The following is a 12,021-nucleotide window of genomic DNA, read 5'->3' as shown; positions in this document are numbered from 1 at the left end:
CTGCGTGAACGCAGTATATCGCGTCACTGCGTGTCTTTTCTTCAAGCTCCCTTCACTGGCTGATCGGATGCATACAGCGCTGATCAGGCCTCGGCTTGCGCCAGTGCCACACAGCGCTGCGCGAGTATTTCCGCGGGATCGAGCAGCGCTACCCGCTCACGTAGTGCCGCATCGAGCTCGATCAACGGAAGCTCGGTACAGCCCAGGATGATCACTTCTGCGCCCCGTGCCAGCAGGTGGGAAATGGCAGCCTGCAGATGCTCGCTGCACTCCCCTGTCGTATGCCCCGCCTTCACGCCGTGATGCCCGTAGATCGCCTCCATCACCCGGGTCTGACAGCGCGCATCGGGCACCAGCGTTTCACGCCCCGAGGCCTCGATGATGTCGTGGTAGACACGACTGGTCACGGTGCCGCTGGTCGCGAGCAACCCGACCCGCGCCACCGGCGTCTGCATCGCCGCGATATGGTCAACCACCGCCGTCAGCATGTTGATGATCGGGATGCCGATATAGGGCTGGATACGCGCCACGAAGGCATGCGCGGTATTGCAGGGAATCGCGATGGCATTGGCGCCATCGGCCTCCAGCCGCTGACAGGTGGCGAGCATCGGAATGCTCGGATCTTCGCCCTTGCCGATCAGATTGGCGGTGCGATCGGGAATCTGCGGATTTTGCTCCACCACCATCTTGAGGTGGTCCTGATCGCGCTCGGCACGCGTCAGACTGACCACCTTGCGCATGAAGTCCACCGTGGCCGCCGGCCCTACCCCACCGAGCACGCCAAGCTTGAAGTTGCGATTCTCGCGCTCGCGGTCCACGCCCAGGGCGTATTCGGCGTAGATGAGGTTGGAGTCGAGCAAGGGCACCGGTACCAGCGGCTGCAGCGATTCCATCAGCACCGGAATCTCGCTCAGGCCCGGCACGATGATCTCCGCACCCTGACTGACCAGGTCATCACAGGCCTCGAGCAACAGTTGCAGACACTCGCCACCATGATGGCCGCTCTTGATGCCGCTCGGCCCATAGATGGCCTGCATCAGGGCATCACGCTGCAGCGTGGCATCGGGGTAGATGACCTCGAGGCCGCCGTCTTGCGTGGCCTCCGGCTCACCGAAGCGTTGCTCGAAGATGCCGGAGGCGCGCACATAGCTTGAGGTCAGCACGCCGATCTTGCGCACCTCGGGATAGTCGCGGCGAATTCGCGCCAGCAGCGCATCGAAGATATCGACGACGTTGAAGCTGATTTCCGGGGTGATCTCGGCCAGAAAGGTATGGGAGAGAAAGCATGGCACCATCGCGTTCTCGACCTTGCCCTGCATGTCCTTGAGCACGTTGTAGACGTAGAACTTGCGCCGCAGCGGGTCGTAGGCCTCCGCGGCGATTCCCGGCCCATCATCGAAGTGGCGTTGCTCGAAGGCGATATCCACCCCGCCCGGCGGCTTGCAGTACTGCGCCGCGCGCACCGTCTTGAGCAGGACATCCGCGCTGCCGATCGCCCCCAGGCCACCCACGACGCCGTAGCGAACGACAGAGGGGCTGGCTTTATGTGAAGGTGCGTTGGGGCGTTCCATGACGATGTTCTCCTGATGTCTTTGACACGCTTATCACGCGGATGCCGACAAGCCGATGATGATGACGCGGTGGGTGTTCAGACAAGAGCGCTCAACTGAGCTCTGAGCGCATGACGTGGGGCGTATTGAAGACTTCCTCGTCCAGCTCGCCTTCGCTCTTGGCGACCAGGCAGCTGACGGCGCAGTCACCCGCCACGTTCAGGCCGGTACGCGCCATGTCGAGCACACGATCGATACCCGCGATGATGGCAACGCCTTCCAGCGGCAGGCCGACGGAGGTCAGCACCAGCGAGAGCATGATCAAGCCGGCACCCGGCACACCGGCGGTGCCGATGGAGCCCAGCGTCGCGGTCATGATGATGGTGACGTATTCGGTCATGCCCAGATCAACGCCATAGGCCTGGGCGATGAACAGCGCGCAGACGCCTTGATACAGCGCAGTGCCATCCATGTTGATGGTCGCACCCAGCGGCAGCACGAAGCTCGAGACACCCCGCTTGACGCCCAGATTCTGCTCGGCGGCCATCATGGTCACCGGCAAGGTGCCGGAACTGGAGGTGCTGGTGAAGGCGAGCATGATCGGCTCGACACTGCCCTGGAAATAGCGCAGCGGGTTCAAGCGCGCCAGAAAGCGCAGCATGCCGCCATAGACCACGACGGCATGCACGAAGCAACCGAGATAGACGATGCCGATCACCTTGGCCAGCGGCGCGAGCATTGCCAGGCCATAGGTGCCGGCCACCCAGGTCATCAGGGCGAAGACACCGTAGGGCGTGAAGGCGATGATGATGCTGGTCATGCGATAGATGATTTCCGCCGCGGACTCGAAGAACACGCGCACCGGACGAGCTTTCTCCCCCACCAGCGTGATGGAGAGGCCAAACAGGATCGCGAAGACGATGATCTGCAGCACATTGCCTTCGGCGAAGGCCTCGACGGCATTGGTCGGTACCAGCCCGAGCAGCGTATCGACGGCGGTCGGCGCTTCACGCACCTCGACATTGGCCGCGCTGCCCAGGTCGATCCCGACGCCCGGCTGGAAGACGGTGGCCAGCCCCAGGCCGATGGTGATGGCGACCGCCGTCATGCCCAGATAGAGCACCAGCGTCTTGACGCTCAAGCGGCCGATCTTGGAGAGGTTGTTGAGCGAGGCCACGCCAGTGACCAGTGAGATGAAGACCAGCGGCACGATCAGCATCTTGATGCCGCGGATGAACAGGTCGCCCAGCGGTTTGATATCGGCGGCGATATCGGCGCGCCCGGTCTGGTTGAGCACGATGCCCAGCCCCAGACCCAGAACCAGCGCGATGAAGATCTGCTTCCACAGCGCCAGACGTGTCCAGGGAGACAGAAAGCGCGCAATGGGCCCGGGAGAGCGAGGTATCGGGGCGGAGGAAGAACCTGAATCAGCCATGAGTGTTTCCTTCTTGTCATTATTGTTGGCTGCGCGTGGAAGCAGCGCAGAGTGCAGACTGATGGTGATACAGGCCCCTATCCCGCGACCAATTCTTTATTTGGATTTTCCATGCAAGATTTGCATGACGACGAGTACACCCCCTGCTGCGCGGCACGCCAGAGGCCATTTCCTGTCCAGACGCTGCGCACGCTTTTGACACGTTCGCTGCTGTAGAACACGAAGCCCGCTCAATGAGCGGGCTTCGTGTTCTTGGCACTATATTCAAGGTGTTGCATACACAAAGATCAGCGGCACCTTTTCAAGCTGTCGATCATGCCTCCGGCAGGCCGAGAGCCTCCTTGACGGCCGGCCATGCAGGCTCGCCATCACGGGTGGTCACGCCTTCCAGCCAGGCCTTGACCTTGGCCGGGTTGGCCTTCATCCAGGTTCCCGCCACCTCTTCCTGCGGGCGCTCTTCCTTGCCATAGCCATAGATGAGTTCACTCTGCTCCTCGGAGGTGAAGGAGATCTGGTCCAGGAAGATGGATGCATTGGGATGTGCTTCCGACCACGCCTTGTTGGCCAAGGTCTTCACATCACTGGCACCACCACCCGGGCCCCAGAGGTCTTCCGGGTCATCGAGGAAGACCATGTCGTATTCGACGCCCATCCAGTGCGGAGTCCAGCCGACGAACATGACCCACTCATCACGCTTGATGGCATTGGCGACTGTACCAAGCATGCCGGCAGTGGAAGACTCCTTGAGGTCCCAATCGCCGAGGCCATAGATATCCTCATCGACGGCACGGTTGGCGATTTCACTGGAGCCCGAGCCGATCTCGATGGAATAGATGGTCTTTTCGAACTTGTCGGCAAATTCCGGCTTGTCGACGTCATGCAGTGAGGTGACACCGGCTTCGGCCACGTAACGTGGCACGGCGAAATTGGCACGTGCGCCATCCACATTGTTGCCGAAGTCGACCATGGCATCCTTTGCCATAGCCGCCTTGTACATGGTGCTCTGCCCCGGCAACCAGGCGGCCAGGTAGACATCGACTTCCCCGAGCGAGATGCCTTCGTAAGTGATCTGCGCGCCCAGCTGGCGGGTGGTGGGGGAGTAACCCAGTGCCTCGAAGACTTCGGAGGCGATCTCGGTCTTCATGGTCACGCCCGGCCATGGCGGCGCCGCGAACACGACACTGGCATCTTCCGCGGCAGACGCCGGCGCTGACAGGGTTGCCAGCAACAGGCCACTGCCCGCCAGCGCCATGCGCAGTGGCAGAGGTTTCAGCAGGTGGGACCTGGTGAAGGGAGACGACTTGAAGAAGGGGGACGACATAGTGGATTTTCCTCGTTGTTGTTATGAATACGCCATTGTCATGAAAATACTGGAAACAAGCGTTTGATTGAAGACAGCCTCTGCATAAATACCACTTCTGCAAAACCCACTTCCAGTAAATAATTCACAATACGAGCAGACAATTGCCTACCTTAAGCGCGATCGTTGGATCGATACAAGGCTCGGCGGCCAACGACGCGCATGAAAAAGCCCCCGCCATTCGTGAAAATGACGGGGGCTTTTCATGACGCATGCGTCGATGAATCAGAAGCTAGCGACCAGAAGCGAATGATCAGAAGCTGGCGATCTCTTCCGGACGCAGGAAGCGACATTCGCCCGGCTCCAGCTCCGGGTCCAGCTCGACAGCCCCGATGGCTTCGCGATGCAGGGCTTCGACGTGATTGCCGATGGCAGCGAACATGCGCTTCACCTGGTGGTAACGGCCTTCGGTGATCCACAGCAGGCCCACGGTGGCGGTTTCCATCTCGAGACGCGCCGGACGCGTCGGCTTCTCTTCGCCATCCAGCATCAGGCCGTGATCGAAGTCCTCCACGGCGCGCGCCAGCTCATCGCCTTCCAGCGGACGCGCCAGAGTGACGCGATAGCGCTTGGCACAAGCCTTCTTGGGCGAGGTGACACGGTGGTTCCACTGGCCGTCGTCTGTCATCAGCACCAGACCGGTGGTGTCGACATCGAGACGCCCGACGATGCTCAGGCGCTCGACATTGGGCAGATCGATCAGGTCATGCGCGCGCTCATAGAGGCCCGGCTTGCTGGTGCATTCCACATTGGCCGGCTTGTACAGCATCAGATAGCGCAGCCCCATCAGCTCCAGGTGCTCGCCATTCCATTCGACGCGCATGCCATCCTTGACGGCGCTCGCGGTGTTCTTGACTACCTCACCATCCACGGTGACATCGCCGCGGTGCACGACCTTCTTGGCATCGCTACGGCTGAGATCCGTGGTTTCGGTAAGGAATTTGTCCAGGCGCATCAGGCCTCCAGAGTGAAATGATCGGCGTCCATCCACGCCGGAAACTTGGTTCGAAACTCGTCGAGCGCGCCGCGTTCAAGCGTCACGGTCTCGATGAAGGGCTGGTCTGGCGCAGGGTCGAGGATGGGCTCGCCCTTGAAGTCGCAGACCATGGAGTCGCCGGTATAGTGCAGCCCGTTGGCGTCGTCACCCACACGGTTGACGCCCACCACATAGGCCAGATTCTCGATGGCGCGCGCCTGCAGCAGCGTACGCCACGGATGACGCCGTACGCCCGGCCAGTTGGCCACGCACAGCAGCAGGTCATATTCAAAGGCGCTGTCGGCGGCGGTCTCGGCAGCACTCACGCCACCGATGACGGGACGCTGACGCAGCCAGGTCGGGAAGCGCAGGTCATAGCAGACCGAGAGTTGAATCCGAAAGCCGTTGAGCTCGACCAGCACCCGCTCATAGCCCATGCCATAACGCTCATGCTCACCGGCCATGCGGAACAGATGGCGCTTGTCGTAGTGCGTCACCTCGCCGTCGGGCGTGGCCCACAGCATGCGGTTGTAACACTCGCCGTCATCCAGCACCGCGATGCTGCCGGTCATCACGCAACCACGGGAGATGGCCTGCGCCTTGAGCCAGTCGACGCTCTCGCTGGACTCCATCGGCTGCGCCATCTCACGCGAATTCATGGTGAAGCCGGTAGCGAACATCTCGGGCAGCACGATCAGGTCCGTTTCGGCATTGCGGCCATCGGCGCCCATGACCAGGCCAGCGGCATCCAGCTGCTCGCCGAGCAGGCGGCAGTTCTCCGCCGGGTCTTCCCAGCGCAGGTCCGCCTGCACCAGGCTGACACGCAGTATCGCCCCTCGCGAGGCATCGCCAGCATTCGCTTGCGAGGAAGTCGCCTGTGGCTGTGTCGTCATGGTCGTCGTGCCTCCCTGCTGACTGAATGGACGCTTGAGTGGCGACTGGCGGTTTCGCGGCGGCGTAAGCCTTGCCCACCCTGCCGCTGGTCGTGCCACGCCTTGAAAGCGCTCATTCTACCGTCTGTGGCGATCAGATGTGAGAGGCAAAGCATGATCTGTCATCGCCGCACCGCTCAGCGTGCGCACGAAACCCTGGCGGCGGGTGTGAGCATCAGAAGCCAGTGATATATTGGCGATGAACGCAAAGTCGCCACGCCAGGTTGCGGCGACGTCAGTTCACCGCGAGCTTGCTCGCCCCCTCCCTATCCCGACTCACAGGAGAGCTTCATGCCTCAGCTTCGCTTCCACGGTGTCACGCCTGCCCGTCTTGCCCCTGTCTCGCGCGCACTGCACGGTGTCACGCCTGCCCGTCTTGCCCCTGTCTCGCGCGCACTGATCGATCAGCTGAGCGAAGCGACCGCCACCACGCGCGACGAATTCACGCTGGAATGCATCACCACCCAGTATGTGTTCGATGGTCAGCTCGTCGATGCCTTCCCCTTCGTCGAGGTGCTGTGGTTCGAACGAGGCCAGAAGGTGCGTGATCTGTGCGCCCAATCCATCGCGCAGGCCATGAACGAGGCCGGCTATCCGGAGGCCGAAAGCTTCTTCATCGCCCTTGAACCTTCTGGCTACTACATCGCAGGTAAACCGCTGGCGCAGGATGGTTCGAGCGACTCCGAATGAGGCGGGAGCAGGCAAGCCCCTGCGCCGAGAGTCTGGCGCAGGCGCGCCGCGAGAGCGCCAAGGGTGTCGGCTTCGGGCTGGGCGCCTATGTGATGTGGGGCTGTTTTCCGCTCTACTTCGCGCTGTTCGAGGGCATTCCCGCCTGGGAAGTGCTGCTGCACCGCATCCTGTGGAGCTGCGTGTTCATGGTGCTGCTGATCAGCGTCATCCGGCGCTGGTCGCCGGTGCGCGCCGCCTTCGCCGAACCCCGCAAGCTTGTGCCGGTGCTGGCCTGCTCGATCCTGATCGCGCTCAACTGGGGCATCTACATCCACGCGGTGGAGGTGCATGAGGTACTGCAGGCGAGTCTCGGTTACTTCATGACGCCGCTGGTCAATGTCGGGCTCGGCATGCTGTTCCTGAAGGAGCGCCTGACGCGCGTGCAGCTGTTCGCGCTGGGGCTGGCCGTTCTCGGCCTGAGCCTGCAGCTGATCGGGCTGACGAAACTGCCGTGGATCACGCTCTCGCTGGCCGTCACCTTCGGCACCTACGGACTGCTCAGAAAGCGCATCGCACTGGATGGCCTGTCGGGCCTGCTGGTCGAGACGATGATGCTCGCGCCACTCGCGCTGCTGCTGATCGGCGGTCAGTGGTTCTCCGGCGAATCGCACTTCACGGCCAGCGATGTCGGCCCGCTAGGGCTTCCCGCCAGCGTGCTGATGATGTCCAGCGGCGTGCTCACCGCGCTGCCGCTGCTCGCCTTTGCCGGTGCGGCGCGCCGCCTGCGTCTCGCCACGGTCGGCTTCCTGATGTACATCAACCCGACCATGCAGTTTCTGATCGCGCTGCTGATCTTCAAGGAAACCCTGCATCCGACGATGCTGATCACCTTCGTGCTGATCTGGACCGGTCTGGCGCTCTATACCGCCTCGACGTTCTTCCAGCATCGCGCCCGGCAGCGCGGCTGACATCACCCAGAACTGACTTAACGAACCAAAGCGAGGATGCCCAGCCATGCCAGACCCTGCTGCAGACTCCGTGAGCAGCCGCCTGTTGCGCTTTCTGCCGCGCCTGCTGGCCTTCGCCCTGCGCGTCATCGGGCAGTTCATCGCCAACCGTGGCGTGCTGCTGGCCGGTGGCGTCGGCTACAACATCCTGCTGTCCAGCGTGCCGCTGTTCGCCTTGCTCTGCGTGCTGCTGACGCACCTGGTGGATGAAACGCGCCTGATGAGCATCATCGCCATTCAGGTCCAGCATCTGGGGCCGGGCCAGGAAGATATCCTGCTGGACGCGGTGCGCAAGCTGCTGGCCAATCGCGAGGTGATCAGCTGGATCGGCATGGGCGGCTTGCTGTTCTTCGCCGGACTGGCCTTTCGCATGCTGGAAGACGCCATCGCGCTGATCTTCCATCAGCATCCGGTGATTCGTAAGCGCAGCGCCTGGATTTCCGCCCTGCTGCCCTACGCCTTCGTGATGGTGCTGGGCGCGGGCCTGCTGGCGCTGACCCTGCTGGTGGCGCTGGCCTCGGCGATGAATGACGCCCTGACACTGCTGACCGGCATCGAGCTGACCCTGGGCGATGCCGGCAGCGAGGTGATCTATCTGATCAGCATCGTCGGCATGTTCGGGCTGTTCAGCGCCATCTACAAGATACTGCCCCAGACCCGCGTCTCGACCCGCCGCGCGCTGGTCGGTGGCCTGGTCGCGGCCACCCTGTGGGAGCTGACGCGTCTCGCCTTGAGCTGGTACTTCACCCACCTGTCCTTCGTCGGTGCCGTCTACGGCTCGCTGGCGACGCTGATCGTGCTGCTGCTGGGGCTGGAGATTGGCGCCGTGATCCTGCTGCTCGGCGCCCAGGTGATCGCCGAATTGGAGCAGTGCTCACGCGAGAACATTCGCTGGTACCGCACGCCGGATCGCAAGCCACTGACGCGCCTGCAATCCCGCCGCAATGCCATGCAGCACGCCGGCGAGGTCAGCGAGGAGGAGGAGTTGGCAATGAGCCCAGACAGAGGTTCAGAAAGCGGTTCAGAAAGCGGTTCAGAGAGCGATTCAGAAAGCGGCTCAGACAAGCGCTAGTACACGCCCTCGGAAAGCTCACCGCACACAACGAAAAAAACCGCCCCGAAGGGCGGTTTTTTCATGCTCGCATCGCAGAGATGAAACTTGAGGTCACGCGAGTCGTTTCTGTCGTGGTCGACGCCTCAGTTGACCAGCGAGGCTTCCAGCGAGATCTCGGCGGTGAACAGCTTGGAGATCGGGCAGCCGCCCTTGGCCTTCTCGGCGGTGGACTGGAAGTCTGCCTCGCTGATGCCCGGCACATCGGCCTTGGTCACCAGAGCGACCTTGGTCACGCTGAAGCCGCTGTCGTCCTTGTCCAGATGGACGGTGGCGGTGGTATCGATGGCCTTGGGCTCATGACCCGCCTCGCCCAGCATCATCGAGAGTGCCATCGAGAAGCAGCTGGCGTGAGCCGCCCCGATCAGCTCTTCAGGATTGGTGCCGGCGCCATCTTCAAAGCGCGTATTGAAGCCGTAAGGCTGATCCTTGAGCGCCCCACTTTCACTGCTGACAGTGCCTTTACCCTGCTTGACGCTACCTTCCCAATGCGCGGAACCGGTTTTCTTGATCGTCATGCCTGTCTCCTTGACCTGGGTGAACACTCAGGGCCGTTGCCCTGTCCCTCTCACATTGTCATGGCGCGTCGCGACTTCAAGGGGCGTCTGCCCTTTTGCCATCACAAGTGTCTGATCGATCGTGTGTCGGCTGCCTATCAATTGCGTGAGCAAGACACGCCACCCACCCCGGCGAGTGCGCCCGTCGCCACGGCCAATTATTGAACAAGAGTTGAATTCCCGCTGTGTGCCCCGATAACTGTTCTATCGATTAACTGGCGCGCAACGCCGAGTTGCAGTCACTCACGTCACCCTCTCATGTCTGGCATCGTGCGCTCGCAAGCTGGCGCAGCATTCGCCGACACCTCATACGTCGCCGGTGAATCCCTCACCCGCGCGGCTGCCGACACCGGCAGCCAGACCCGCAAGGAGTCCCCTCATCATGTTCTACAAGACCTCGACAGACATCACTGACGACAACGCCTCTCTCCATCGCCTGCGCCCTGCCGCGAGCACCCGCCTGCGCCGTGGCATTGGCGCCGCCGCAGTGATGCTGGGCCTGCTGGGCCTCTCCCCGGCCCAGGCCTTCGACGAGATGAACACCGAGACAGGGACCAGCGGCGCGGCCTCTTCCCAGCATTCCTCGCAGGGCCAACCAACGCCCAGCCACTCCAAGCGCACCGCAGACGGCGCAGCTGACAACGGCGCGCACTATCAACAGAACGAACAGCCCGAAGCGAGTCAGCAAGACAAGGACAACGCCACGCGCCAGGTACAGAAAAGCCTCGATGGCGGCGAGGTCGGTAGCCAGGGCGGCCGACACGCCAACACTGGCCAGGCCAAGCCGACCGAGAACTGGTTCGGCTGCCCGCCCTCAGGCAGCAGCAAGCAGAATGCCCAGTGCGACGGCAAGTGATCGCCAGCACGGAGCACTCGCCATAGGCACGATTGGCGCTGACGACGCAGGCCCCGCAACCCACGGTTGCGGGGCCTGCGTCGTTGCGCGCATATGCTTATGTGCATGGAAAGCAGCACTGCGTTGCCACTTCATGCAGCAACCCTGAATTATTTGAGAAAAAATCTCGCAAATTCAGGCAATTACATGCACAGGTTGTCAAAACGACAACACTCTCCTTCCAGCGTTCCGGCTTGTGACACCCAGGTGCGGCAGGCACGATATAGGGCATGCAGATGATCCGTCGATCATTCATTCAGGCCACCGCACTGCGTCGATCTTCACCTCTTTGTGCACGCAGACGCTCAGGGCCTACGACCGGATACGACAGCGGAATGCTTTCCGCGGGAGACGTACTAGATGACAGACACCACCGCACTGTTCACCCCCCATGCCTTCGCCGGGCTTGAGCTCAGCAATCGCCTGGTGCTCGCCCCGATGACACGTACCAGCGCGCAGGATGACGGCCAGGTGCACTTCGACATGGTCGATTACTATCGCGATTTCGCGCGGGGCAACTTCTCGCTGCTGATCACCGAAGGCATCTACACCGATGAAGCCTTCAGCCAGGGCTACGCCAACCAGCCGGGGCTGGCCAACCAGGCACAGCTGGACAGCTGGCGTCCGGTGGTCGACGCCGTGCATCAACAAGGTGGGCGTATCATCGCCCAGCTGATGCATGCCGGCGCCCAGACCCAGCACAACCGCTTCAAGGATGAGGTCGTCGCCCCCTCCGAGAGCCGCGCCAGTGGCGAGATGCTCAGCTTCTACGGTGGCTCCGGCCCCTTCCCGCTGGCCCGCGAGATCAGCGAAGCGGAGATCCATGATGCGATCGCCGGCTTTGCCACCAGCGCCCGTCGCGCCAAGGAAGCCGGCTTCGATGGTATCGAGCTGCATGGTGCCAACGGCTACCTGATCCACCAGTTCATCAGTGAGCGCTTCAATCAGCGTGACGATGCCTGGGGCGGCGACGCCATCGCGCGTCTGGCCTTCCCGCTGGCGGTCATCCGCAGCGTGCGTGAGGCAGTCGGCGCCGACTTCGCCATCGGCATGCGCCTGTCCCAGGGCACCGTGACCGAGCCGGAGCTCACCTGGCAGGGCGGTCCTGACAAGGCCCGCGAGCGCTTCGCCAAGCTGATGGAGGCCGGGCTGGATTTCCTGCACCTGACCGGCAGTGATGTCGATGCCCCCGCCTTCCCCGAGGCAGACGACGAGCGCGAGCGCAGCCTCAGCCTGACCGCACTGGCGGCACAGGTGCGCAGCGAGAAGGCCGCCGAGGTGAGTCTGATCACCAATGGCAATGTCGCCAGCGTCGCGAAGGCGCAGGCCGCCCTGCAGCACGCGGACCTGGTCGCCATCGGTCGCTCGGCGCTGGCCAATCATGACTGGCCCAAGCGCGTACAACGCGGCACCTGCCTCACCGAGTTCGACTTCTCGATGCTGTCGCCGCTGGCCACGCTGGCCAACGAGGAGGACTGGCGCATCGCCAATGACAAGCCTGCCAACTGCGAGGGTCGCTGCTGATAGCG

The 12,021-nt window shown here is 62.5% G+C and carries 11 protein-coding genes; 5 read left to right on the top strand and 6 right to left on the bottom strand.

What is annotated here, in order from left to right:
- Nucleotides 1-83 precede the first annotated feature (83 nt).
- From cuyB to R1T44_RS07985, 5 genes are all read right to left on the bottom strand, one after another.
- Complete coding sequence (gene cuyB, locus R1T44_RS08005; protein ID WP_317292836.1) at nucleotides 84-1,571, bottom strand: cysteate racemase; 1,488 nt, start codon at nucleotides 1,569-1,571, stop codon at nucleotides 84-86.
- Nucleotides 1,572-1,662: 91 nt separating this feature from the next.
- Nucleotides 1,663-2,985, bottom strand: a complete 1,323-nt coding sequence (locus tag R1T44_RS08000) for a dicarboxylate/amino acid:cation symporter (RefSeq protein ID WP_225347857.1) — start codon at nucleotides 2,983-2,985, stop codon at nucleotides 1,663-1,665.
- A gap of 313 nt (nucleotides 2,986-3,298) precedes the next feature.
- Nucleotides 3,299-4,306, bottom strand: a complete 1,008-nt coding sequence (locus R1T44_RS07995; protein WP_225347856.1) for an ABC transporter substrate-binding protein — start codon at nucleotides 4,304-4,306, stop codon at nucleotides 3,299-3,301.
- 292 nt (nucleotides 4,307-4,598) lie between these two features.
- On the bottom strand, nucleotides 4,599-5,300 hold the full coding sequence (locus R1T44_RS07990; protein WP_054555772.1) for a pseudouridine synthase: 702 nt from the start codon (nucleotides 5,298-5,300) through the stop codon (nucleotides 4,599-4,601).
- Entirely contained in the window at nucleotides 5,300-6,214 is a 915-nt protein-coding gene (locus R1T44_RS07985; RefSeq protein ID WP_225347855.1) for a nitrilase family protein, read from the bottom strand. Before R1T44_RS07985 ends, R1T44_RS07990 begins: the two co-directional genes overlap by 1 nt.
- Nucleotides 6,215-6,544: 330 nt before the next feature.
- On the opposite strand from R1T44_RS07985, the gene R1T44_RS07980 reads away from it, so the two are divergent.
- From R1T44_RS07980 to R1T44_RS07970, 3 genes are read left to right on the top strand one after another with little or no spacing between them, the layout of a single operon-like run.
- Nucleotides 6,545-6,943, top strand: a complete 399-nt coding sequence (locus tag R1T44_RS07980; RefSeq protein WP_317292835.1) for a DUF1904 family protein — start codon at nucleotides 6,545-6,547, stop codon at nucleotides 6,941-6,943.
- Nucleotides 6,940-7,890 (top strand): EamA family transporter RarD, encoded by a 951-nt coding sequence (gene rarD / locus R1T44_RS07975; RefSeq protein ID WP_225347853.1) that lies wholly within the window; start codon nucleotides 6,940-6,942, stop codon nucleotides 7,888-7,890. Before R1T44_RS07980 ends, rarD begins: the two co-directional genes overlap by 4 nt.
- A 46-nt stretch (nucleotides 7,891-7,936) precedes the next feature.
- Entirely contained in the window at nucleotides 7,937-9,001 is a 1,065-nt protein-coding gene (locus R1T44_RS07970) for a YihY/virulence factor BrkB family protein (protein ID WP_317292834.1), read from the top strand.
- 125 nt (nucleotides 9,002-9,126) lie between these two features.
- Here the strand turns inward: R1T44_RS07970 and R1T44_RS07965 are convergent, their stop codons facing one another.
- On the bottom strand, nucleotides 9,127-9,558 hold the full coding sequence (locus R1T44_RS07965) for an OsmC family protein (RefSeq protein ID WP_043335071.1): 432 nt from the start codon (nucleotides 9,556-9,558) through the stop codon (nucleotides 9,127-9,129).
- A 421-nt stretch (nucleotides 9,559-9,979) separates the two neighbouring features.
- Between R1T44_RS07965 and R1T44_RS07960 the strand changes: the two genes are divergently transcribed.
- Nucleotides 9,980-10,453, top strand: a complete 474-nt coding sequence (locus R1T44_RS07960) for a hypothetical protein (RefSeq protein ID WP_225347851.1) — start codon at nucleotides 9,980-9,982, stop codon at nucleotides 10,451-10,453.
- A gap of 399 nt (nucleotides 10,454-10,852) precedes the next feature.
- Nucleotides 10,853-12,016 (top strand): oxidoreductase, encoded by a 1,164-nt coding sequence (locus tag R1T44_RS07955; RefSeq protein ID WP_225347850.1) that lies wholly within the window; start codon nucleotides 10,853-10,855, stop codon nucleotides 12,014-12,016.
- Nucleotides 12,017-12,021 lie beyond the last annotated feature (5 nt).

Origin of the sequence: Cobetia amphilecti, from assembly GCF_032923285.1 — a bacterium.
Taxonomy (GTDB): Bacteria; Pseudomonadota; Gammaproteobacteria; order Pseudomonadales; family Halomonadaceae; genus Cobetia; species Cobetia amphilecti.
Note: the sequence above shows the minus strand (reverse complement) of the source record. Positions and strands in the feature narration are given on the sequence as shown.

Coding starts and splice junctions, on each gene's coding strand:
- R1T44_RS07980 (WP_317292835.1), top strand. CDS start 6,545: ATGCCTCAGCTTCGCTTCCACGGTGTCACGCCTGCCCGTCTTGCCCCT.
- R1T44_RS07960 (WP_225347851.1), top strand. CDS start 9,980: ATGTTCTACAAGACCTCGACAGACATCACTGACGACAACGCCTCTCTC.
- R1T44_RS07995 (WP_225347856.1), bottom strand. CDS start 4,306: ATGTCGTCCCCCTTCTTCAAGTCGTCTCCCTTCACCAGGTCCCACCTG.
- rarD (WP_225347853.1), top strand. CDS start 6,940: ATGAGGCGGGAGCAGGCAAGCCCCTGCGCCGAGAGTCTGGCGCAGGCG.
- R1T44_RS07955 (WP_225347850.1), top strand. CDS start 10,853: ATGACAGACACCACCGCACTGTTCACCCCCCATGCCTTCGCCGGGCTT.
- cuyB (WP_317292836.1), bottom strand. CDS start 1,571: ATGGAACGCCCCAACGCACCTTCACATAAAGCCAGCCCCTCTGTCGTT.
- R1T44_RS07990 (WP_054555772.1), bottom strand. CDS start 5,300: ATGCGCCTGGACAAATTCCTTACCGAAACCACGGATCTCAGCCGTAGC.
- R1T44_RS08000 (WP_225347857.1), bottom strand. CDS start 2,985: ATGGCTGATTCAGGTTCTTCCTCCGCCCCGATACCTCGCTCTCCCGGG.
- R1T44_RS07970 (WP_317292834.1), top strand. CDS start 7,937: ATGCCAGACCCTGCTGCAGACTCCGTGAGCAGCCGCCTGTTGCGCTTT.
- R1T44_RS07985 (WP_225347855.1), bottom strand. CDS start 6,214: ATGACGACACAGCCACAGGCGACTTCCTCGCAAGCGAATGCTGGCGAT.
- R1T44_RS07965 (WP_043335071.1), bottom strand. CDS start 9,558: ATGACGATCAAGAAAACCGGTTCCGCGCATTGGGAAGGTAGCGTCAAG.